19 protein-coding genes are annotated in these 22,132 nt (G+C 45.6%); 8 read left to right on the forward strand and 11 right to left on the reverse strand.

The window, feature by feature from the left end:
• The first annotated feature begins 101 nt into the window (after positions 1-101).
• Together pepF and IEY34_RS06230 are read left to right on the forward strand one after the other, a co-directional pair.
• Positions 102-1,892 carry an oligoendopeptidase F gene (pepF, locus tag IEY34_RS06225; RefSeq protein ID WP_229757496.1) on the forward strand — a complete coding sequence of 597 codons (1,791 nt, stop codon included), beginning with the start codon at positions 102-104 and terminating at the stop codon, positions 1,890-1,892.
• Positions 1,893-1,956: 64 nt separating this feature from the next.
• Complete coding sequence (locus tag IEY34_RS06230) at positions 1,957-2,274, forward strand: LapA family protein (protein ID WP_189009168.1); 318 nt, start codon at positions 1,957-1,959, stop codon at positions 2,272-2,274.
• A 52-nt stretch (positions 2,275-2,326) separates the two neighbouring features.
• Here IEY34_RS06230 and IEY34_RS06235 read toward each other — a convergent pair whose 3' ends face one another.
• Positions 2,327-3,136, reverse strand: coding sequence for a DUF92 domain-containing protein (locus IEY34_RS06235; RefSeq protein ID WP_189009171.1), 810 nt, complete (start codon positions 3,134-3,136; stop codon positions 2,327-2,329).
• Positions 3,137-3,358: 222 nt separating this feature from the next.
• Between IEY34_RS06235 and IEY34_RS06240 the strand changes: the two genes are divergently transcribed.
• Positions 3,359-4,543, forward strand: coding sequence for an HD domain-containing phosphohydrolase (locus tag IEY34_RS06240; protein ID WP_189009174.1), 1,185 nt, complete (start codon positions 3,359-3,361; stop codon positions 4,541-4,543).
• A 63-nt stretch (positions 4,544-4,606) separates the two neighbouring features.
• Here the strand turns inward: IEY34_RS06240 and IEY34_RS06245 are convergent, their stop codons facing one another.
• The gene (locus IEY34_RS06245) at positions 4,607-5,233 is read right to left on the reverse strand and encodes a fumarylacetoacetate hydrolase family protein (RefSeq protein ID WP_189009177.1); all 627 of its coding nucleotides are present in this window, start codon (positions 5,231-5,233) and stop codon (positions 4,607-4,609) included.
• Positions 5,234-5,250: 17 nt separating this feature from the next.
• Positions 5,251-6,519, reverse strand: a complete 1,269-nt coding sequence (locus IEY34_RS06250; RefSeq protein WP_229757497.1) for a CapA family protein — start codon at positions 6,517-6,519, stop codon at positions 5,251-5,253.
• Positions 6,520-6,679: 160 nt separating this feature from the next.
• Here IEY34_RS06250 and IEY34_RS06255 point away from each other — a divergent pair, with 160 nt between their 5' ends.
• Positions 6,680-7,453 carry a metallophosphoesterase family protein gene (locus IEY34_RS06255; protein WP_189009181.1) on the forward strand — a complete coding sequence of 258 codons (774 nt, stop codon included), beginning with the start codon at positions 6,680-6,682 and terminating at the stop codon, positions 7,451-7,453.
• A gap of 90 nt (positions 7,454-7,543) precedes the next feature.
• On the forward strand, positions 7,544-7,762 hold the full coding sequence (locus tag IEY34_RS06260) for a hypothetical protein (RefSeq protein ID WP_189009186.1): 219 nt from the start codon (positions 7,544-7,546) through the stop codon (positions 7,760-7,762).
• 58 nt (positions 7,763-7,820) lie between these two features.
• Here the strand turns inward: IEY34_RS06260 and IEY34_RS06265 are convergent, their stop codons facing one another.
• Positions 7,821-8,456, reverse strand: coding sequence for an O-methyltransferase (locus IEY34_RS06265; RefSeq protein ID WP_189009189.1), 636 nt, complete (start codon positions 8,454-8,456; stop codon positions 7,821-7,823).
• 134 nt (positions 8,457-8,590) lie between these two features.
• Here IEY34_RS06265 and IEY34_RS06270 point away from each other — a divergent pair, with 134 nt between their 5' ends.
• Together IEY34_RS06270 and IEY34_RS06275 are read left to right on the forward strand one after the other, a co-directional pair.
• Entirely contained in the window at positions 8,591-9,739 is a 1,149-nt protein-coding gene (locus IEY34_RS06270) for a THUMP domain-containing class I SAM-dependent RNA methyltransferase (protein ID WP_189009192.1), read from the forward strand.
• A 591-nt stretch (positions 9,740-10,330) separates the two neighbouring features.
• Complete coding sequence (locus IEY34_RS06275; protein WP_189009195.1) at positions 10,331-10,663, forward strand: hypothetical protein; 333 nt, start codon at positions 10,331-10,333, stop codon at positions 10,661-10,663.
• A gap of 68 nt (positions 10,664-10,731) precedes the next feature.
• On the opposite strand, the gene IEY34_RS06280 is transcribed toward IEY34_RS06275, so the two are convergent.
• On the reverse strand, positions 10,732-11,811 hold the full coding sequence (locus tag IEY34_RS06280) for a Gfo/Idh/MocA family oxidoreductase (RefSeq protein WP_189009198.1): 1,080 nt from the start codon (positions 11,809-11,811) through the stop codon (positions 10,732-10,734).
• Between the two features lie 659 nt (positions 11,812-12,470).
• On the opposite strand from IEY34_RS06280, the gene IEY34_RS06285 reads away from it, so the two are divergent.
• The gene (locus tag IEY34_RS06285) at positions 12,471-13,628 is read left to right on the forward strand and encodes a HupE/UreJ family protein (RefSeq protein ID WP_189009201.1); all 1,158 of its coding nucleotides are present in this window, start codon (positions 12,471-12,473) and stop codon (positions 13,626-13,628) included.
• A 23-nt stretch (positions 13,629-13,651) separates the two neighbouring features.
• Here IEY34_RS06285 and IEY34_RS06290 read toward each other — a convergent pair whose 3' ends face one another.
• The 6 genes from IEY34_RS06290 to IEY34_RS06315 all read right to left on the reverse strand — a co-directional run bounded on the left by IEY34_RS06290 (position 13,652) and on the right by IEY34_RS06315 (position 21,900).
• The gene (locus IEY34_RS06290; protein ID WP_189009204.1) at positions 13,652-14,851 is read right to left on the reverse strand and encodes a Ger(x)C family spore germination protein; all 1,200 of its coding nucleotides are present in this window, start codon (positions 14,849-14,851) and stop codon (positions 13,652-13,654) included.
• A complete protein-coding gene (locus IEY34_RS06295; RefSeq protein ID WP_189009207.1) occupies positions 14,838-15,935 on the reverse strand; it encodes a GerAB/ArcD/ProY family transporter in 1,098 nt (365 codons plus the stop codon). The genes IEY34_RS06290 and IEY34_RS06295 overlap by 14 nt, the downstream gene beginning before the upstream one ends.
• Positions 15,936-15,939: 4 nt before the next feature.
• Positions 15,940-17,661 carry a spore germination protein gene (locus IEY34_RS06300; protein ID WP_189009210.1) on the reverse strand — a complete coding sequence of 574 codons (1,722 nt, stop codon included), beginning with the start codon at positions 17,659-17,661 and terminating at the stop codon, positions 15,940-15,942.
• Positions 17,662-17,703: 42 nt separating this feature from the next.
• Entirely contained in the window at positions 17,704-18,825 is a 1,122-nt protein-coding gene (locus tag IEY34_RS06305; RefSeq protein WP_189009213.1) for a GerAB/ArcD/ProY family transporter, read from the reverse strand.
• A 258-nt stretch (positions 18,826-19,083) separates the two neighbouring features.
• Positions 19,084-20,280 (reverse strand): Ger(x)C family spore germination protein, encoded by a 1,197-nt coding sequence (locus IEY34_RS06310; RefSeq protein WP_189009216.1) that lies wholly within the window; start codon positions 20,278-20,280, stop codon positions 19,084-19,086.
• An 18-nt stretch (positions 20,281-20,298) separates the two neighbouring features.
• Positions 20,299-21,900, reverse strand: a complete 1,602-nt coding sequence (locus IEY34_RS06315) for a spore germination protein (RefSeq protein ID WP_373291163.1) — start codon at positions 21,898-21,900, stop codon at positions 20,299-20,301.
• Between the last annotated feature and the right edge of the window lie 232 nt (positions 21,901-22,132).

A 22,132-nucleotide genomic window follows, 5' to 3' on the forward strand; every position in this document is an offset into this window, starting at 1 on the left:
CTGCGGCAATGGGACTTCTTCTGACTTCAATCCCCACAGCCGATTTGCATGCAAAGGAAAACCAAGTACCCCAAACTCAAAACAAGAACAGGAGGGCTCCAATGACTCAAATATTGGAACGCAAGCAAGTACCTGCCGAGCACCGCTGGCATTTGGAGGATTTATACGCCGACCAGAAGGCTTGGGAACAGGAATTTCAAAGTGTGAAGAACTCGCTTGGCAAAATCAGCGCCTTCCAAGGTAAACTTAGCGATCCCGCTACAGTGAAGCAATGTTTCGAGTTGGAAGATGAAGTCTCTCTGAAAACAGAAAGACTGTATGTGTACGCCAACATGAAACATCATGAAGATACAGCAGAGCCAACTTATCAAGCATTATCGGATAAAGCCAAAAAAATCAGTGTTGAAGTCGGAGAATCACTCTCCTTTATTTCTCCTGAAATTCTCAGTTTGTCGGATGAAAAGCTTGAACAGTTGGTTGACGATCCCACTTTAACCTTTTACAAAGATACACTGGAAGAAATGATTCGTCAGAAGCCTCACACGCTGACTAAGGAACAAGAAGCTTTGTTAGCCCAAGCCGGCAATATGGCTGGAGCTCCCAGCACGATCTTCGGCATGTTGAACAACGCCGATTTGAAGTTCCCCAAAATCAAAAATGAAAAAGGCGAAGAAGTTGAACTCACGCACGGCAGCTACATTCAATTCTTGGAAAGCCGCGATCCGGAAGTGCGGAAAAATGCGTTCCATGCCGTGTACGAAACTTACCGCAGTCATAAGAATACAATTGGCGCTACGCTGAGCGCGAATATCAATAAGAATATTTTCTATACCAAAGCTCGCCACTATCCTTCTGTTCTTGAATCCACATTGTTCGGCGACAATATCAAGAAGGAAGTATATACCAACTTAATCGCCACAATTCACGACTCGCTTCCTGAGCTTCAACGTTATTTGAAACTGCGTAAAAAGCTGCTGAAAGTCGATGAATTACATATGTATGATCTCTTTGCACCGCTCGTTGAAGAGTTCAAAATGGACATTACGTATCAACAAGCCAAGGAAGAAATCAAGAAAAGTTTAGCCCCACTGGGCGAGAATTACTTGAAAATCTTGCAAGACGGCTTTGATAATCACTGGATCGATGTGTACGAAAATAAAAACAAACGGAACGGCGCTTATAGTTGGGGTGCATTTGGCACACATCCGTACGTTTTGCTGAACCATAAAGACAACTTGAACAGCATGTTTACGTTGACACACGAAATGGGTCACGCCATCCATTCTTATTTATCTGACGAAACTCAGGCGTACCGTTACGCGCAGTATACAATTTTCTTAGCTGAAGTTGCTTCTACGCTTAATGAAGCTTTACTTATGGATTACCTACTGAAACGTGTGACAGATCCCAAAGAAAAGCTTTATCTGTTGACTTATTACGCTGATCAGTTCCGCACGACGGTATTCCGCCAAACGATGTTTGCAGAATTCGAAATGATTACGCATGAGAAAACAGAGCAAGGCGAATCTCTGACTCCCCAGGAGTTCAGTGAAATCTACTATGGTCTGAATAAGCTCTACCATGGCAAGGACATGGTCGTTGATCAGGATATTGAGATGGAATGGGCGCGTATTCCTCATTTCTACAACAGCTTTTATGTATATAAGTATGCAACAGGCTTCTCTGCTGCGACCAGTTTTGCCAAGCAAATTCTGGATGAAGGCCAGCCAGCAGTCGATCGCTACTTAGGCTTCCTGAAAAGCGGCGGCAGCGACTACTCGCTGAACATCCTGAAGAAGGCTGGCGTAGATATGTCGACTCCGGAACCTATCAAACAAGCGATGAGCGTGTTCAGTTCACTGCTCGATCAAATGGAACAGTTAACGAAGTAATTGCTCAGAGAGAGGTTGTCGGCCAATGCCCGCAACCTCTTCCTCATGAAAGGATGTATAGCGGATGAAGATGCAATGGATCCTGATTTCTGCTTTAGTATTCGCCCTTATAACTGCTGTATTTGCTGTCATTAATGTGGATCCTGTACAGGTTAATTTCATGTTCGCCCAGACATCCACGCCTTTAATCCTTGTTATTCTAACCTCTACACTGCTAGGTGGCTTGATCGTGGGACTCTTCGGCATGGTACGTCAGTACAAGCTTCAACGTAAAGTCCGCCAACTCGAGAAACAATTGCAGGAAGCGCTTATGCCTGCAACTGTTGAGCCGTCAACACCGGAAATTACGCTTAACGAATCCAAGCCTCCTGCCGTGCAATAGGTTTACGCCAAACAACTCCGCTGCCCAGAGGCAACAGGGTTGTTTATTTCATTTACAACAACAGGCTAATGCCCAAACAGGCCAAACCGCCGATGAGCGATGAAATGGCATTGACCCTATCATTGGTCACGGTCCGCATGCCGCGAATTTGAATGGCTTGTTGGTCACAGTGAACCTTCTTCTCAATCGTCTTCCCGCATATCTGACAGCGATACATGACCTGAACCGTTGCGCCCAGCCAAGAGTCAGCCAGCGATCCCAATAAGCCAGATAGTGCTCCCACGATGACTAGAGTCAGCAATTCGTACAAATCAAGGCTTCTATCTCCTATTTGACTGAAACAGCCGCCAATGATTCCAATGAAAGAACCTCCGAGTACAGAGGCTAGCAAGCCTAATCCCGTAACACCACCGGATGTTCCAGCCAAGACTTGTCGACCATTCAAGATGGAGCGCGGCGCGGCTTTGCTCAATCCGCCAATTTCAGTAGCCCATGTATCTGCATTAACCGTCGCCATAACCCCTACGAACAGCATCCACCAAACGGGATCTGGCCATATGGCATGTCCCAAACACAGCAGCAATCCAAGACCGCCATTGGCCGCAACTTGGCCTGCGTCACGTCTCCCCCCTTTGGCATAACCGCTCTCCACAGCAGCTTTGCGACGATGTTTGAATTTAGAGAGGAGTGTTGAAGAAATAAAAAAAGCAATCAGCGTCCCAAACCACGCTAGGCTGCCTAACGCAAACATGGTAGTCCCAAGCACTACGGCAGAAATCAGACCAGAGAGTGACAGAGACTTCCGCCAATACGCTGCGCCTGCGATAACCAAGCTTCCTATTAATCCCCACACCCATGCCAATTTCAGCACCTTCTTCCAAAATTTATAAATAACACTTGACGAGCAAGTTGCTTTCTGGATGCTATGACATTCATTGTAGCACAAGTTTATTCTCAACTTCCTAATTATTAAGGCAACATTAAATTTCGACAAATTCAATCAAAAACCGTGTTTTCTAGCAGGAATGCCACCTACAATTACGGAATATATGGTAAAATAAATGCGATATGCAAGGAGGCTGACATGGAGCACGAACACTTCAATTTAAAATCCGAAAAAGAAGATTTAGATCCTCAAGAAATGCTGCGTGTCATTTTTGACTATGCAGCCAAAATTGCCAATGAACGCGTGCTGGACAATTTGCTGTTATTGATGGCTGACATGGGACGCGAGATGATTGTCTCTGATCGCTGTACGGTTTGGCTGCTGGATACGACCAAGAATGAACTGTGGTCCAAAGTGGCCCACGGCCTTGATGAGATTCGTATTCCAAGCACTGCCGGCCTTGTCGGGTATGCGGTAACCTATGATAAAGCGGTGTTTATTGATGACGCCTACACGAATGAAGAATATAAAACCTACCTCATAAGCGGTGCTTTGCGAACCGATCAACAAACGGGTTATCGTACCAAAGCCCTCATGGTCATTCCGTTTCGTAATAGCCAGGGCGAAATTATGGGCGCCTACCAAGCCATCAACAAACTGACCGCCGGCAAGCAATTCTCAGATAAAGACATGGAATATTTAACCTTGGCATCCTCCTATGCAGGCAAGTCATTGGAATCCGTATTGCTGACGAACGAGATTGAGGAAACGCAGAAGGAACTTATTATCCGAATGGGGGAAATTGGCGAGAGCAGGTCCAAAGAAACCGGCAATCACGTAAAGCGTGTAGCTGAGTACTCTTATCTATTAGCGCTAGGACTCGGCATGAGTCAGGAAGAAGCAGAATTGCTGCGAATGGCTTCACCCATGCATGATATCGGCAAAGTTGGCATTCCGGACAGCATCTTGAATAAGCCTGGGAAGTTGACGGATGATGAATTCAAAATCATGCAGAATCATACGCTAGTTGGCTACAATCTACTTAAAAATTCCAACCGCAGCATCCTTAAAACAGCGGCAATTGTCGCTCATGAACATCATGAGAAATGGAACGGACGCGGCTATCCACGAGGAATAAGCGGCGACGCGATCCACATTTTGGGTCGAATTACAGCACTCGCCGATGTTTTCGACGCTCTTGGCAGTGAAAGAGTCTATAAGAAAGCCTGGGAACTTGATCGTATCTTGGAGCTCTTCAAGGAAGAGCGAGGTCAACATTTTGATCCCCAACTTGTAGACGTCTTCTTCGAACAATTACCGAACATCCTCCGCATTCGCGAAGAATTTTCCGATACGGCTTTGGAGGATCTCACGGATAAATAACACCTATAACAAAAGGCAGTCTCTAAAGTCATCTTTGACTTTTTGAGACTGCCTTTTCAATTACTAAATGAGAATGGTCACTGCTGCGAATACCTCATCGTCCCAAGTGAGCTCCAACCGATCCCCATTGCTAACGGGACCTACTCCCTCCGGTGTGCCTGTATAAATAATGTCGCCTTCACCAAGACCATAATGTGCAGCAATATAATCAATAATTGTTTGCAGATCGAAGATCATGTTGCTGATGTTGCCATTCTGAACGACTTGGCCATTCTGGCGCAATTGAAAATTCGTTTCCGTCAATTTCGCTGCCCCAGGAAAAGGTCGGAAAGAGCTGATTGGCGCGGAATTGAGAAACCCTTTGGCAGGCAGCCAAGGCTGGCCTTTTTTCTTAATCACATTTTGAACGTCGCGCAATGTAAAGTCGATGCCCAGCGCATATTTATCGACAATGTCATCGACTTTAATCCCTGCGGCATATGGCTTTGCAATATGTAAAACAAGCTCCGTCTCATAGTGAATCTCGCCTTGATCGCCAGGAAGTGTTAATTCGCCTCCATTGATTTCGACAAGCGCATGCGTTGGTTTGGTAAATATCATAGGCTGATCTGGGACATCATTCCCCAACTCCGCGGCATGGGCGCGATAATTGCGTCCAACACAATAAATATTGCGAATTGCTTCTGTCATGTGATTACTCCTCCGGCTTATTTCTTACTCACATTTCCTTGGTTATCCACACGTGCTCCAATCGAGATTTGGGTCAAACGTTCAAACAGCTTGGCTCCATCTTCGAAATTCATGGGCGCGGGCTGCGCCGATTTGGTTATAATGGGCACTAAATGAATATTGCATGACTTGTCTTTGGAACAAGCTGCTTCCATAATAACGGTTTCCCACGTTTTGGGCGTGTCATTCGTCGTGAAAATAAAATTCCCCAAACTGTAAGCTATCCACTTGCCCTTGTACTGCTCAAAGCCCTGCATCACATGCGGATGACCGCCGACAACCAAGTCAGCACCGGCATCGATGTATCGATGCGCCAAATCCTTTTGATTTTTGTCCGGATTATCACTTCGCTCAACACCCCAGTGGGCCATGACGACGACGAGATCAGCACTTGCCTTGGCCTTCTCTATCGCTTCCACAGGCGGCTTGTAGTTGTAAGTTTCCGCTACACCGAGATGACCCGCTGCCGCTTTCCATGAAGCTTCCGGCACAACGCGGCTGAAGCCAAAGAACGCGATCTTGACGCCATCCTTTTCAACAATGACAGGTTTATAAGCTTCCTCTACACCTTTACCCACACCCACATGCTGGATGCCCTCTTGATCAAGTGCATCTATCGTATCCTGCAAACCCTCCGGGCCGTAATCCATCACATGGTTATTAGCCAAATTCACAATATCGAATCCCGCAGCTTTGAATGGCGGCAAGGCTAGCGGCGAAGAACGATAAACGTAATCCTTCTTTTGCACCGTGCCCCTGTTCGTTATGGGTGTTTCTAAATTTGCAATTGTAAAATCAGGTTTGCTTAGTAGGTCCTTCACTTGGAGGTAGGGATAGTCATAGCCCTTCTGTGTCAAGATATCTTCCACTTTGGAAGCCATAATGACATCGCCTACAAACGATAACTTCACTTGCCCGCCACGAGCTGAAGACGTGTCTGAAGCGGTAGGAACCGGTGATGCGATAATGGCCTTCGCTGTTTGCTCGGGACTTGGTTTCACAGTAGGTTGCGCGCTTGCAGTAGCTGTTGGTTTCATTGTTGGAGGTGATGCCACGGCCACTGGTGATGCAGCCGACTCCGCATCTGGCGTTGATTTACTCTGGTTGGACCAATGGGAAATGCCAATACCAATAGCAAAACATGCGACTGCGGCAAGCGTTAGGCCACCAATGACCTTAAGCGGCGCTTTCTTCGTAGAAGTACGCTCTTTTTTCGGTTTACGGTGACGTTCTTGTCTGGATTCCATTCAAAACATTCCCCTTTCCCCCTACAAATTATAACAGATGAAGCTCGCCTTGGGTAATCGTATGGCGTGAACATTTGCAGATTGGGCGCCGTGTGGTATAACAGAAGCAATAGATATGTTCATAGGTGTTCATAGGAGATTTATTAGAAAGGGAACAAGTATGCTAGAGAAAATTGCGATCATTTCAGATATTCATGGAAATTTGCCAGCCCTTGAAGCTGTGCTTACCGATATCCACCGCCGCAAAATTGAACGCATCATCTGTCTGGGCGATCTTGTCGGCAAAGGTCCTGATTCGGCGGCTGTGGTTGACCGGATTAAAGAAGCATGTGAAGCCGTGGTGCAGGGGAACTGGGATTTGGGCATTACACTTCCCCAAGAACTTCCAACAGGCTTATGGCATCAGCAGCAGCTTGGTCCAGAGCGGCTAGCTTATTTGAAGCAGCTCCCCTTCTCCGTTGACTTGCATGTCAGCGGCAAGCACTTTCGCTTCTTTCATGCTTCAGCACAAAGTGTTTATCACCGCGTGAAACGTAAAGCATCCAAGACAGAACGCTTAGCTATGTTTATAAATACCGAGATGATTGCAGCAACTGACGGAAAGCAGCCGGATATCGTGGGTTATGGCGACATCCATATTCCATATCTTCTAACACTCAAGAACCCCTCAGAGAAACGCTCTGATCATCGTCCTAATAGCGGGCTTATGCTTTTCAACGTGGGAAGCGTAGGAACCCCCTATGACGGTATTCCACAGGCGGGCTATTGCGTACTGGAAGGAGAAACAGACAGCAGCGAACAAGTTGGGTTCGCCATTCAATTTGTCCGTGTTCCTTATGATATCAATCTTGCTGTTCAGTTGGCTTACAAGGCACAAATGCCTGAAAGTGAGCGATACGAACTTGAGATTACTACTGGTTTAGTCCACAAATAAGGGATATCATTCAAATCGCAGAATTTATAATGGGAACATCTTCCACTTTATGGTAATATGAAAGTATCATTGAAAGTGAGGAACTCATTCATGAAGTTGAACTGGCGCAAAATTGTGTTAATTGTTCTCTGTGCAGAAGTTCTGTTTATTTATTGGAATGGCATGAGCGCTATTCCCTTCAAGAAGCAGCACATTACGAATCCAATTTCATCACCTCAGCCTATCACTCCCATTACGCAGCTAAAACCAGCTACACCCAATAAGCAAAATGAATCAAACCTCTCTATAATCGACCAAAAAGCTTCTTGATCTAGACAAACAAAAGCGCTGTAAGCCAGCAGGCTCCACAGCGCTTTTGTTTGATCGTCTATTTCACCCGTGCCAAAGCCAAGCCGTCATACGCGGGCAGTACGGTGCTCTCTAACCTTGGATCCCGAGCAATCGTCTCATTAAACTTTCGAATCGCTTGGACGGAGGCCTTGGTTTGCGCCGCATCGATGACTTTACCTCTCATCAGTGTGTTATCACCGGCAATAACAGCCCCCGGATTGGCCAATTGGATGGCCAGTTCCAAGTAGTTCGGATAATTCACCTTGTCTGCATCGATAAAGAAGAAATCGAATCGTTCTCCTTGTTCGAGCGATGACTTTAAATGCACGAGGGCCTCACCGATCCGATACTCGACATAATGCCCAAGTCCGGCATCGTCTACATTTTGCTTGGCGACATCGGCAAATTCCTGCTTTAATTCAAGCGATACCAGCTTGCCGCCTTCCTTCAGGCCTCTAGCCAAACAAATTCCGCTGTATCCGCCCAGAGCTCCTATTTCTAATACTTTTTTGGCACCGATCATCGAGACCAGCATCGTCAGCAATCGGCCATACCCCGGAGCAATCGATATTTCTGGCATATTTTTATTGCGGATGACTGCCTTCACACGTTCCAGCACCGCATCTTCCTCATATAAGCCTTCTGAGTAGCTTTCAGGCGTTACTATTTCCATCTTGATGTTCCTCCTTCTGAAACGAAAGCTTGCACTTTGCGTTTTTCGTTTGTAAGTGTAACCTATTTGTCCTATACTTGTTAATTGTATGAGTTTTATGAGCGATGTACAACCCGGATGGAAGGAATTCAACTATGCCACAACAATTAGAATTAATTGCAACTTGCCCGATGGGACTTGAAGCTATCGTTGCCCGCGAGATTCGTGATCTTGGCTACACGGAAGTAACCGTCGAGAATGGCCGTGTCCGCTTCCTAGGCGATGAGCTAGCCATCTGCCGCGCCAATCTATGGCTGCGGACCGCTGATCGTATCCTGATTCTCATGGGCCAGTTTAAAGCGCTGACTTTCGATGAGCTATTCGAAGGTGCGAAGGCACTCGCTTGGCCGGACTGGATTCCGAACGATGCTGAATTCCCTGTCGAAGGGCGTTCCCATAAGTCACAACTATCGAGCGTTCCCGCTTGCCAAGGAATCGTTAAGAAAGCCGTCGTTGAGAAAATGAAGCTTCGTTACGGAACAGAGTGGTTTCCAGAGAATGGAGCCCGCTACGTTATTGAAGTTGCCCTGCTCGGCGATATTGCAACGCTGACCATCGACACGACAGGTGCTAGTCTGCATAAGCGCGGCTACCGCAAGCTAGTTACCGAAGCTCCGCTGAAAGAAACGATGGCCGCGGCGATGATCCTGCTAAGCCGCTGGAATGTAGAGCGGCCGCTCTACGACCCGTTCTGCGGGTCGGGAACCATCCCGATCGAGGCGGCGATGATCGGTTGGAATATCGCGCCAGGACTGCGGCGCAGCTTCCCTAGCGAGGCGTGGGGCATGATCCCGCGCAAGCTCTGGGACAAGGCCCGCGACGAGGCCTTCGATCTCGTCAAAGACGATGTTCCGCTAAACATCATCGGCAGTGACATCGATCCCTCTGCCATCGAAGTGGCAGAGGCGGCAGCCAAAGCCGCAGGCTTGACCAAACAGTTCCAGCTTCGCGTGGAACCTGTGCTCAAAGCTCGCCCGCGCGGCGACTATGGCTGCTTAATCACCAACCCTCCCTATGGGGAGCGGCTTGGTGAAGCCCAGGATGTCGAGGTGGCGCTGCGCCAGCTCGGCGCACTTACCGCTCCAATGCCGTCATGGAGCTTGTTCATCTTGAGCCCGAGCACACAGCTCGAGCATTATATGAATCGCCGCGCGGATAAGAAGCGCAAGCTGTTTAACGGACGGATCGAATGCAATCTGTTCCAATATCTCGGCCCGCTTCCGCCACGTCGGCACGATAAATAGCCAAGAAAGCGGCTTTGCCGCCTTTAGAGATGAGCATCTTCATAACGGTTTTTAACATTCTAGCGGATCGTAGTTCCCTTTGGGCTTTGCGATGACAGAGAGCGTCGTGTGAAAAGGAACTATGATACGCTAACCGGCGGAAACTGGGGTAAAAGTAACATGAAAAGGAACTGAGATCCGCTATTTAAGCGGAACCTGCTGATTCCAACCGGGAAACGGTGAAATAGCGGATCGTAGTTCCCTCTAGCCTGGAATATGGCGGTTTTCAGAATTATAGCGTACTGTAGTTCCCTCAAACTCCCTATAATGACTCTTTTGGCTAGAACAGCGCGCTGTAGTCCCTCCGTGCGAAGTAGCTGGAGTAACTCCGCGTTCATTCCCAAAAAACTCTTATAATTCAAAAAAGCCTTGAGGGGATTTCCCTTCAAGGCTTTTTGGGCTATTGCTCAAGTAGCGCTGTAATCATCAACTTCGATTTTTTTCATTTCTTGCTCATTCATCAATATTAACACAAATAATGTAACAAATTACAGTAAATAGGCATATACCTGTAGGGTATGCAATTCAACCATGAAATGAGGAAACTGATCAATGAGTTACAATTATCCTTCACATTACGTGCCTTACCCGTCCGTGTTGCCGTCTCGATTACCAACGCATTTCGCTCCAGTATCTTGGTTGGTAAACAGCACGCCTGGTCATTATTACCGAACAACAATTGCAGGTGTTCCACAAACGGTTCTCTTTGCTGGATACAACTCTTTATCACAAGCTGCGACACTCGTATCACTTACTCCTACAGGCTTACAATTGCTTGTTGTATCTCCACAAGATTTAGTGGGTTGGACTAATATCGGTCCAAACCTGAATCTATTGAAAAGCGATCCTTTGTGCGGCATTTATCCGTGGGCTTTTGGTTGTTAAGAAGGTGTATAGGGAATCACAGATTCCGCACCTGCTCTGCTCTGCTCTGACCTGACGGTCAGGGCCTTTTATTGTTTCGCCCAAGGTTGAGTTGTCGTCGTCAGTTCCTCTCCCGATTCGATAGCCGACTGCATCATGATCGATAAATAATTATCCTGCATCGCCTCTGCCAAATCATAGCATGACGGTCCACCCTGCAAATAGTCCGCCATCTTAGTCAAGCTCGTAGCAATGGCGATCTCATCGTCGGATAAACGCCCGGGAACGAATGGGTTTGCATACACCCAATCTTCATTTGCTGTAATCCCTTGGTGATAATACCCTTCCAAGTTACCGTTATGACCGGTATCAACTCTTCGGAAATTGCCGTAGACAGGTGTCTTATAATCCCTCAAATACCGGAACGTTTCGTCCGTTACTTCTCCATGGCTTCCGCGAACGAGGACACGATTATGGCGAATCCAAGAGAAATACTGATCACCTGTAAAATCAAACAGAGCCAGTTGGTTTCCGAATCGAAGAGTAGCGATATCCTGCACCGAATCGCCAATCACTTCACTTTCGGGAGGCCCATAACGCCCTGGACCTTTCACGATATTTGAGGTAAATCTCTGTCCCCTGATGATGGCGTTCTCGAAATTAATGCCAAGCATCTTTCGAATCAGGCTGATGCCATGATAACCGTGAGCGGCCGATACTTGTACCTGAGAAACGTCCCCCAGTTTACCTGATCTCACAAAAGCAATACGTGCAGCATGCATTGGCTGATACAAATATTGTTCAGCTACCTGTACGCGCCCTTTGAGTTTACGCAACGACTCATATAAGGCAATCATTCCTGGGATGTCATCAGCCGGAGGTGTTTCTGTCAATATCGGAATGTTCCTTTTTGCCAGTTCTAATGTGCAGGTAGGCATGGCATCCCTAGAAACGGAAACAACCGCGAACATGAGAGGCCCGCTTGAAACGAAAGATTCGATATCACGGTAGGTTTTCACGCCCCATTCCTCTTCGATCTCCCTGCCTCGTTCCTCGTCACGGACTAGCATCGCACGGACGGCGAAACGGTGAGGCAGTAATTTTGCAATCCGCAAATAATAATCGGCTCTCCACCCTCTGCCTACAATGCCGAATTCTATTAAAGACATCAATTTTCCCCCTCGCTTTTCGTAGTCTAATTATATTCTTCTTACTTTTAATTATAAATGGAATTAAATGATTCGAATATGGAGTTTTGTTAGGCGTTGCCCTGGGCAATAGAATTGTGGAACAACTAAAAAATGTTCAAATACCCTTGTATAGATGTCCAATCAAAGAGTAAATATTGTCATATCATAAAGAGTAATATAAATTCAATCAAGGAGTGGATCGATATGGGAGTAGCAGTAGCAGAAGGGTATCGCCGCAATAATGTAGCAGAAGTTCTTGTTCTCTTTATTCTTTTGGTTATTATCACTATGGCTTTTGCATGGTAATGATGGTCTCACATAATGCCTGCTCATGAAGAAGAGGGAAACCTCTTCTTTTTGCATTTATTCCACTGTAAAAATGAAAACAAGGTCGGACAAGTCCATTCCATCTTTGTTCATTGTTTGAACACCGCTTTTGTCGTATTTGGGCATCATCATTTCAGGCTCCAAATCAGGAAAAGCAAATTAAGAATATTAAGTTCATGTAAACTTTATTGACATACCCTTGAGAACCCACTAGAATTCATATTAATAACAATAAAATACATGAAATGTATGAAAATAATTTGTTTGTTTATGTTGTTTATCACCACACAAACAAAGGAGGAAATTCCTCGATGAAAACCCCCAAAAAAGTTGCTGCCGTAATGGCCTGCACAATGGTTTGCTTCATCTTGACAGCAGCATTACCAGTCAATCCGCTTTTGACTTCACAGGCGTGGATGCTTCTTCAGCCGGAAACGGCAATGGCGCACAACTTGGATGTCGGTTTTTCTAACATAACACTCAAGGAGGACGGTTTACGGTACGAGCTGTTGCTTCTCCCAGATGAATTGAGTCCGATTCTTAATCTGGATCTGAATCGAGACGGTGCAGTTACAATAGAAGAAGCAAATCAGGTGAAACCCGATTTAGAGAAGTTCGTGGCACGATCGTTGTCCATCAAAGCGGATGATGCCGATTTGCAGTCGAAATTTGAGTCTATGGAAATTTCTCAACAAGGTCCAGGAATTCCGATGGTTAAGTTGAACCTTGACTATACGTTTGAGAAGAAAATCGATGAACTGGTTGTTACCTATGACCTCTTGTTCAACGTAAGTCCGTTACATCGCAACTTTGTAACAGTTACATACATCGACGGTTCGAAGAAAGAGCATAATTTCGACAAAAACAATCGAATCTTACCTCTTTATAAAAAGGAGCAAAAAATAATGTTGGAATTTTCGATTCCCGATTGGCTATTACTGGCATGGAATTATATTTGGTTTGGCATGGAGCACCTATTCACGGGGTATGATCATCTTTTGTTCTTGTTAGGTCTGGTTATCGTCCGTCTGAAATGGAATGAATATTTGAAAATCATCACGGCTTTCACAATTGGACACAGTATAACTTTGGTACTAGCAGCATTGGAAATTGTCGAGATTCCTGGGGCAATCATTGAACCTTTAATCGCATTAAGTATTGTGTTTGTGGCCGCTGAAAATATATTACGCAAGCAGTACAAATCGCGTTGGCTGGTTACAGCGTTCTTCGGTCTTATTCATGGCTTCGGATTCGCCGGACTTCTAGAAGGTCGTTTCTCCGGAGAAGTTGCCTTACCCTTGTTTTCCTTCAATCTCGGAATTGAGTTAGGACAACTGGCAGTATTGCTTGTTCTGTTGCCGATCATTCATAAGATTGGGCAAACTCGCTGGAAAGTCCAGACGGTTTATGGCGTTTCATGCATAATCGGCGTGTTCGGCATTTATTGGTTTCTCGACCGTGTGATCTAAGATGGCATGTGCAACAAAAACTTTCACTTTTTCATATGTCTCAAGCCATAGTCGTTGATTTGTAGTTTCACGCTGCAAGTCACAGGAATTGTACGGAACTCATCATCCCAGTTGTTCTTAACTTTTTGCCACACTTTGGGATAATGGATGCGTATTTGATTGCCAAACCCGGCAACCTCTACATGATACTTGTTTTGCATGGCTTTTATAATCATCTCGACATGTCGAATGACTTCTTCTTCTGCCGCTTTTTCCGCCGATCGAAGGGATTCTTCATCGAAATAATCCACTTTTTCACGCCAGTCCTCGGTTAATCGGCCAACCGATTCAATCTCGACATGAAAAGATATCTTGTCGCCTGATACGTTCGGTCGAATACGGCTCTTAAGCGATTCCAATTCATAAATAATAAACGGCTGGTTCTGCTCATCCCATGTCTTGATTACCCCTCCTTTGCTCTTTCCAGTCAGCCATGTCAATCCTTCCAACTCCTCTTCGCTCAGAAAGCCGATCAGCTTGTTGGTCTCTCCTTTAAACACGGCGGCTCCCGCAAATTTCACTTCCCCTTGGGCGGCAACGACGCTCTGAATCAGGAAGCTTGAATGGGTGGACACCTTTTCCATCACATTTTGAATGGTCATCGGCGGCAGTATCCTTGTATTTCTGTATTGATTTTTGGAAATTCGAATAAGACGGTCCACAGGAATGTCCGACCCTTTAGTCTCCAACGTATCTTTGGCAAGTCCTCTGGCAACTAGAACAAAGCCGCTTTCCCTGACCTCGTTATCACGAAAATGCTGGTCGATTAGCGTCTGCAAATCCATACTGCGCAACAGCTTTTCCCCGAATACGAACATTTTTTGATGCTGATTAAATAGCGGCTTTGATTCAAGTGAAGCTTCTCTCGCAAATTGGTGAATCATATCTCCTGAAATGGAATGATTTTTGTATGGTTTTTGGCCTGCTGAGGCGTTTTTGGATGCAGCAATTTTCGGAATCACAATTTGCCAGGTTATCGTGATCAAATCTTTTTTGCGATAACCGCCGCCCTTTTCGTTCAACTTTTTCTCCACTGGCGCTTCGTCACCTTGATCTATCGCTTCTCCGATAACTAACGACAATTCCGTAATGTTTTTACTATCCCAACAACCCGTCAATAAGAGAAGAGGCACAATGAGCAGCTCTAAACGCCAATGTCTGATGAGATATTTATTTGGGCACATGTGATATCTTCCTTAATAAAGTAATAAGAAAAAGTGCGGGTGCAACTAGACAAATGATACATAGAAAGATTCTGCCAATCACCTCACCGAGTTCATTCAGCTGGTTCATGCTTTTGGGATACATGGCTATCATGAAAATCACAGGTAGAACGATAAAGATATATCGATGATATTCTTTATTAAATGTTTGAGAGATTCCAAGAGCAACGATGTAATGGTAAATGACATACCCGGTAAATACTTGTACTAGCCTCACAACGATGAGCAAAGACTCATATCGTTCGAGGAAAAAACCGGTAAGTTCATAAGAACGGACGATCGAAATCGTAGGCCATGTCAAGGTCGCAACCTGTTCAAACGGAATGCCTCCCAGGACCGTTATTACCGTAAGCACATGTATGAACACGGAAATCCCGATGCCAGCCAAAAGTGCTTTGCCAGCTTTTTCCGGCCTGCTCATAAATGCAGTAAAGAATAACATCGTTTCAATGCCTGCAAAGGACCTCCAAGTTTCGGGTAATCCTTTGAGCACAGGACCAAGTCCCATACCCAACACAGGGCGCAGATTATCGAGTTCAAATAGTCTCAAGCTTAACGAAAAGCTAAAGAGAATAATAACTAAAGTGAAAGGTAGAATTAGTTCCAGCATTCGCGCAATGGGATTCATCCCTCCGGAAGTAAGATAGACGCCAACGCACATCAAGACAAGAATAGTGAACTCTTTGGGAGTTTGTTCCAGCAAGAGATACTTGATGATCTCTGACATATCACGAATTTCATATGCTGCAAAGAGTGCAAAGTAAACGATTATCCCTACATTAAGCGCGCGCCCCACCCATTTCCCCATAATGAATTGGCTGTATTCGAAAAAAGTTTTCCCAGGGAACCTCTGACAGAGTTTAACCATTATCAACCCAAAACCAAACGAGATCAGGCCTCCAACGATCACAGTTATCCATCCGTCGGGGGTCTTCATCTTATCCGCTAATAATCTAGGTAACGTCAAGATGCCCACACCCAAGAGAATGTTGGCTAAGATTACGGAGGCTTGCGGTGTCGTAATACGGTCATTAGGATGGATCATGCACTCATTTCCCTTCCTTCGGGTCTTCCCTTTGCCGTGTTTGGTCCTGTACATTCATCATCTGCGGCCGCAATTTCATCATCGAGAGGGGAGCACGTATCAAAAAGTCTTTCCAATCATTCAACCGATAGGGAACCATGGGCGAGGCATAAGGTATACCAAAACATTTGAGTTTGACAAAATGAATAGCGAGAAACAGGGTAAACATGACAACGCCATAAATCCCAAGTAGTGCCGCCGAAAACATGGCAACAAAGCGCAGCATTCGCAGGGCGATCCCCGCATCATATTGGGGAATAGCAAACGATGAGATCGCGGTTAACGAAACAACAATGACCATTTGCGGACTGGCGATGCCTGCTTCAACGGCCGCTTGTCCAATAACCAAACCTCCGACAAGTCCCACCGTCTGCCCAACGGGTTTGGGCAACCTAAGTCCTGCTTCACGCAAGACTTCAATAACGACTTCCATGATTAATGCTTCTAAAAATGGCGAAAAGGGAACTCCCTCCCGCGTGCCCGCCATGGAAATAGCAAGCTTGGTCGGAATCAGACCTTGATGAAAGGATAAGAAGGAAATATAGATGGCTGGTCCAAGTAAAGCCATAAACGCCGCAAAAAAGCGCAAGAGGCGAATCAAAGTTGCCGGAATCCATCGAACATAATAATCTTCTGGCGACTGCAAAAGCATGCTGAACGTTACTGGCACGATGGAAACATAGGAGGTTCCGTCTGTTAGAATGGCAACTCTGCCTTCCAACAGTGAAGCTATGACGCGATCCGGTCGTTCTGTACTTTGCACCTGGGGAAATGGCGACATGAAGTTATCTTCAATTAATTGTTCAATATAACTGGAATCAAGCGGGTCATCGATCTTGATACTCTCAATTCTGCGTTTCACTTCATCCACCAAGTTCGGATCGGCGATGCCATCCACATAAGAAATGACCAAATTCTTCTTATTCCGTTCTCCTACTTCGCATTTCAACATTCGCAAATTGGGATCGGATGCCCTCATACGCAACAGCGAAATATTCTCGTCCAATGCGTTGACAAAGCCGATCTTGGGTCCGCGCACAAGCGCTTCTGAAGTTGGTTCTTCGAAATTCTGCGGGACTGTGGATCCAGTCCCTAGCATCAAGCCGCCGGGAATACCCTCAATGAGTAAAGCTGTTGCTCCTGTCAACACCCCTTCAATGACCTGATATAAGGATTGTATTTCGTTTATTGTGCAGAGTGGCAAGACATGATCTTTAACATACTGTTTGAAATCGCAGCTTGCTTCCCGTTTTGAAATATCCATATGACCAAGATTCATCATTAATGGTTTTAGAACAAACTCTTGGATGGTCTTCATGTCGGATATTTTATTGATATAAACGATTGCCGCATGAATCTCTGTATGTCCAATTTTAAATTCACGGATGGAAAAATCCGTATTGTCACCTAACTGATCGCCCAGAATCGTTAAATTTAATTGTAGATTTTCGCCCAAAATATCGCGTGGCGGCCAATCCTTCCACAACTTTCGAGGCAAGTTCTCGGGGGCTGGAGCGGGATTGCTTGCTAACGTGGTATTGTCTTCTTGGCTCCAACCTCGATTGGACCCTTCCTTTCGGAAAAACCAACCAAATAATTTCGTGGCACTAAATGGGATCATAAAGGATAAAGATGCCCATAAGAGTGTTTTCCAATCCGATAGAACTTCCAACATCATATGCCACATATTCGTCACCTCTGCGTATATTATGCAGAGTTAGAAGTATTTTCATGTATTCATACCACTCATACGCTTCAACTTATTTTTCCGAATGAAATAAACCACTAATAAAAGTAGCGGGATAGCTAAACCAATCGTCATATCGTAAAAAGGCCACTGTTTAGAAGCCACTTCGTTAAAATAGGTTGTATTCGGTGCTGATAGAAAGATCAAGGCATAACAAATCGCAGCGGTAGGAATGGTTAGTATCTTATAATCCTTCAGCTTCAGGAATTGGGCTATCCCTACATTTAACGCGTAAAAGTGAATCGTTGTTTTAATAAACGTGGTAATAATCCACAGAACAGCGATTAGCGATTCTACTCTTTGCAGAAAATTACCTACATTCACTTGTTTGGCTAGGGCATAGCTGACATATAGCGTATTCCCAGTCAAATATTCACCGAGTACAAGGATACTTTGCGACAATAAGATTTCTAGTGCAATGCCACCTAGTAGAGCTCCGATTAGGAAGTTTTTTCTTACTTTTTCGCTATCTTTAATATGAGGTATGATCATGAGCAAACAGAACAATTCCACGAACGGAAATGTGCCTGCCTGCAGCATGCCTAGCAACACAGGTTTTACCCCGTGTTCCATTATCGGCTTCACCTGACTAAGCTCCATTGCCGGGGCTAGCATGAATATCAACACTAGCAAAATGAGTATGACCCATGGAAAGAAAACTTCCCCAGCCCGTATAATTGGCCCAAGCCCAAGCCGCACAGCGAAAATCATTACCCCATAAAACAGCAGCTCGACAACCTCTATCGGCGTTTCAGGCATGACATTGCTGGTTATAAAATCACCTATTTCCCAAGAGACCGCCATCGTTGTCAGCATAAAGTAGATCAAAAAAATAATATTTATAACGGCCCCCAGCCATTTCCCTGCAATAATCGGTGTATATTGAATAAGGGAAAGCTTGGGATAAAGTCCTCCCAGCAAGGTAAAGTTCCAGGTAGCCATCAAGCCATAACCGATTCCGAGCAGTCCTGCTATCCAGGCATCTTGATGAGCATTGCTAGCCACATCTGAAGGCATAATCAGAATGGAGTCGCCAATCATGAGAAGAATAACGATGATCGTAAATTGGCGCGCGCTGATCATTCCCTTATCCAATTCCAGCATCTACCTCACCTCTTCCAAGCTATTGTAAGAAACCGAACACCGCATCGCTAATGGGCTTATAAATGAAAATCATAGCATCAAGCGGATTAGGGAGTTTGATACGAAGGATTTGTGTGACATTGATTGCCACACCAATGAAAAGCAAAATACTGTATGTCCATGCTTCCTTTCGCAATTGTTTGCGCCATAGAGGCTTGGTTTCCAGTATGTATATACCTAACGAAACTATGAGTACTACTAATACACCCCACACATCGATTACTCCTTAATATCTTGTAGGAACGAATTCCCCTTCGTGCCCAAGCGCCTGATTTTAACATCCACCTTTACGTTTACATCGAGAGTTGCAATGTTGGTATCCCAATCGTTCTTTAAATCTTTCCAACCTTTTGGATTATCACGATGAATCAAAACACCAAACCCGTAGATATCCAACTTGGTGCGTTTCTGCACCTTAAGTACCGAACCCAAAACCAATTTCTCCAATTGCTTTTCAGCAGATTTTTCAAGCATATCAATCGTAGAAGGATCTACTAGATCTATCTCACACTCGACTTGACCAATACTCGTTTCAGCTTGAATTTCCGCATTGATTTGGGGCTTCCCGTTGATGACTTTCCCTTTCAACCTGGTTTTGGAGCGGATGACTTTTAACGATATGTTCCCGCCATTCGGGCAGCTAATCACACCAACTGTCTTATCGATGTGATTCGTCATATAGTTGTACACTTTGCTGTCTTCCTCATTCATCCAACCATCCAACTTATCTTTACGGAAATACGCCAAACCTGTATACCTTAATTGCGATGGCGGATCAATGTTCTCCGCATTCTGTTTACTTCCATTGGTCTCCTTGACTCCAACTACTTCGATTACGGATAAAACGGGCGTTTTCCCTTCCGTAACCATTTCTTGAATGAGCTTGTCCAAGGTAACCGTTATGGTCGGAGCCCACAATTCTGCAGACGTCTTTAATGAGGAATACAATCTATTCGCAGGGATCTTCTCAAGAGGGGTCAGCACCTTCAGCACATTCTCCGCCGAAGAATTTTTGGCTACAACGATATAGAAATCGGTTCGGGACTCTTGATCCCTCGACAACATCTCCAATGGCTTGGAAATGCCGTCCTTCGCCAGTTCCTCTCCCAAGACAAGCACGCGAACATGGGCCAAATAAATTTTACGCGGGGCAACCGTCGTCATTCTTCCGAGAGCCTCAAGCACTGTTTTCCCCTCCGCTTTAAACAAAACAACGGAGGCACTGCCTGGTTTGCCGCTTTCGGCAACCGTACTGGGTACAATAACCTGTGCAGAGATCTTATACATATCTCCCACTTTATCAATACCTAAACCGACCGCGACTGCGAGCTGGTTTAATTCCCGACTATTCCAACAGCCTGTTAACAGGACCATTAGCACGAGCGAAAGCAATAAACCTGAGAACTTTCTGATCAAGATGGCGTACTTCCTCTCCTAGTGAAGGTTGTTCATGGTTGGCGAATCTTCTTCTTCGTCTGACCTTCGATTTTTTCTAGTTATGGAATAGGGACGTGAAACCATTGCCCACCTTGGAAGCCTGAATAAAGTGTCTTTCTGCTCTGACAAATGAAATGGAGCTAGAGAGCTCATATAGGGTACTCCGAAAGACTGAAGGCTGCACAAATGCAGCACGATCAAAATGACGCCAAGGACGATCCCATACAAACCGAACGTCGCCCCAAGCGCCATTAGTGGAAACCTAAGTATACGAATGGAGATAGCCATGTTGTACGCTGGGATTACAAAGCTAGCCATCGCTGTAATCGATACCACAATGACCATTGCCGCAGAAACGATGCCTGCCTGAACTGCCGCTTGTCCAATGACCAGCGTGCCGACGATTGAAATAGCCGAGCCGACAGCCCTGGGCATTCGGACACCTGCCTCCCGCAAGATTTCGAAAGTGATCTCCATCATCAACGCCTCAAGAAAAGCCGGAAAAGGCACACCTTCCCGTTGGGCCATCAGACTAACAAGCAGGTTAGTCGGAATCATTTCCTGATGAAACGTCGTCACGGCAACGTACAGGGAAGGCCCCATCAAAGTGATTAAGAAACAAAGATATCGAATCAAACGGATAAGCGTGCTGATGTCCCAGCGTTGGTAATAATCCTCTGCGGATTGAAAATATTGGACAAACAGCGCTGGTACCAACAAAACAAACGGGGTGCCGCCGATAATAATGGCTACGCGCCCCTCTAATAAACCTGCGGCGATCACATCGGGGCGCTCGGTGTTTAGTAGTGTCGGAAAGGGCGACCACGTTTCATCCTGAATATATTCTTCGATATAGCCGCTTTCCAATATGCCGTCTATATCAATGCGGTCCAATCGCTGCCTCACTTCTTCAATGACACTATCATCAGCTATCCCTTTGAGATACATGACCGCTACTTCGGTTCGCGTTACGCTGCCGATCTCTCTGGATTCCAGCCATAGTCTGGGATCTTTGATTTTACGCCGAATCATAGCTGTATTAATACGCAAAGATTCCGTGAAACCCTCACGCGGTCCCCGGATAAGCGATTGCGCGGAGGGCTCTTCAACCCCTCGGTGCTCCCAGCCGCGGGTACCGGCAACCATTGCCCGATCCCTGTTTTCCATTAAAATGACGCAATCCCCGGATAACACCGCCAATATTAACGCTTCGAAATCCGTGACATCGACAAGGCCTTCGACTGTTAATACAGACTCCTTCAACAATTTCATCGGGTCAGGATGAGCTAATAGTTCTGCGCTAACCTCTGCATCTTGCTTGATTCCGATCATCAACGGGTCCAGGACATACTGGTCCAGCGTATTCTTATCCGCCAGGCCATCTGTGTAGACGACCGCCATTTGGATAGAACCATTGCCAATCAGGAATTCCTTGATGATCAAATCGCTGCTGTTTCCGATAATTTCTTTAATTTTATTCAAATTTGAATGTAAATGATTTGTTAAAGGGATCCTTACTTGTTGGTTGCTATTCAAACCGGCATGGGCTCTAACTTTCTCTCCATGATGCTCCGATAATAGTTTTCGGAAAAAATTCACTTCGATCCCCCCAATAGATCAAATTATTTCCAAATCTAGCCATGGCCATACAAGAGGTTTCCGGCGTCTGCGCGAGGTTAAAATGAAAGACCGCCAACCTCCCTAGTCGTACAGGTGGTTGGCGGGAACTACAGGCCGCTATATTAGGTAAATGTGCAGTTTCTGGGAACGAAGCGGAACTACAGGGTCTTATTTCAGGTAAATACGAGTCTTTCTACGAAAATTGGCGAAA

It is taken from the genome of Paenibacillus marchantiophytorum, from assembly GCF_014640555.1.
In the GTDB taxonomy this organism is placed as follows: Bacteria; Bacillota; Bacilli; order Paenibacillales; family NBRC-103111; genus Paenibacillus_E; species Paenibacillus_E marchantiophytorum.

Excerpts from the sequence above, each read along its gene's own strand:
- IEY34_RS06275 (WP_189009195.1), top strand. The coding sequence starts at position 10,331 with ATGAGTTACAATTATCCTTCACATTACGTGCCTTACCCGTCCGTGTTG.
- IEY34_RS06305 (WP_189009213.1), bottom strand. The coding sequence starts at position 18,825 with ATGCTGGAATTGGATAAGGGAATGATCAGCGCGCGCCAATTTACGATC.
- pepF (WP_229757496.1), top strand. The coding sequence starts at position 102 with ATGACTCAAATATTGGAACGCAAGCAAGTACCTGCCGAGCACCGCTGG.
- IEY34_RS06280 (WP_189009198.1), bottom strand. The coding sequence starts at position 11,811 with ATGTCTTTAATAGAATTCGGCATTGTAGGCAGAGGGTGGAGAGCCGAT.
- IEY34_RS06230 (WP_189009168.1), top strand. The coding sequence starts at position 1,957 with ATGAAGATGCAATGGATCCTGATTTCTGCTTTAGTATTCGCCCTTATA.
- IEY34_RS06250 (WP_229757497.1), bottom strand. The coding sequence starts at position 6,519 with ATGGAATCCAGACAAGAACGTCACCGTAAACCGAAAAAAGAGCGTACT.
- IEY34_RS06270 (WP_189009192.1), top strand. The coding sequence starts at position 8,591 with ATGCCACAACAATTAGAATTAATTGCAACTTGCCCGATGGGACTTGAA.
- IEY34_RS06255 (WP_189009181.1), top strand. The coding sequence starts at position 6,680 with ATGCTAGAGAAAATTGCGATCATTTCAGATATTCATGGAAATTTGCCA.
- IEY34_RS06285 (WP_189009201.1), top strand. The coding sequence starts at position 12,471 with ATGAAAACCCCCAAAAAAGTTGCTGCCGTAATGGCCTGCACAATGGTT.
- IEY34_RS06295 (WP_189009207.1), bottom strand. The coding sequence starts at position 15,935 with ATGATCCATCCTAATGACCGTATTACGACACCGCAAGCCTCCGTAATC.
- IEY34_RS06245 (WP_189009177.1), bottom strand. The coding sequence starts at position 5,233 with ATGACAGAAGCAATTCGCAATATTTATTGTGTTGGACGCAATTATCGC.
- IEY34_RS06290 (WP_189009204.1), bottom strand. The coding sequence starts at position 14,851 with ATGTGCCCAAATAAATATCTCATCAGACATTGGCGTTTAGAGCTGCTC.
- IEY34_RS06240 (WP_189009174.1), top strand. The coding sequence starts at position 3,359 with ATGGAGCACGAACACTTCAATTTAAAATCCGAAAAAGAAGATTTAGAT.
- IEY34_RS06265 (WP_189009189.1), bottom strand. The coding sequence starts at position 8,456 with ATGGAAATAGTAACGCCTGAAAGCTACTCAGAAGGCTTATATGAGGAA.
- IEY34_RS06260 (WP_189009186.1), top strand. The coding sequence starts at position 7,544 with ATGAAGTTGAACTGGCGCAAAATTGTGTTAATTGTTCTCTGTGCAGAA.
- IEY34_RS06300 (WP_189009210.1), bottom strand. The coding sequence starts at position 17,661 with ATGTGGCATATGATGTTGGAAGTTCTATCGGATTGGAAAACACTCTTA.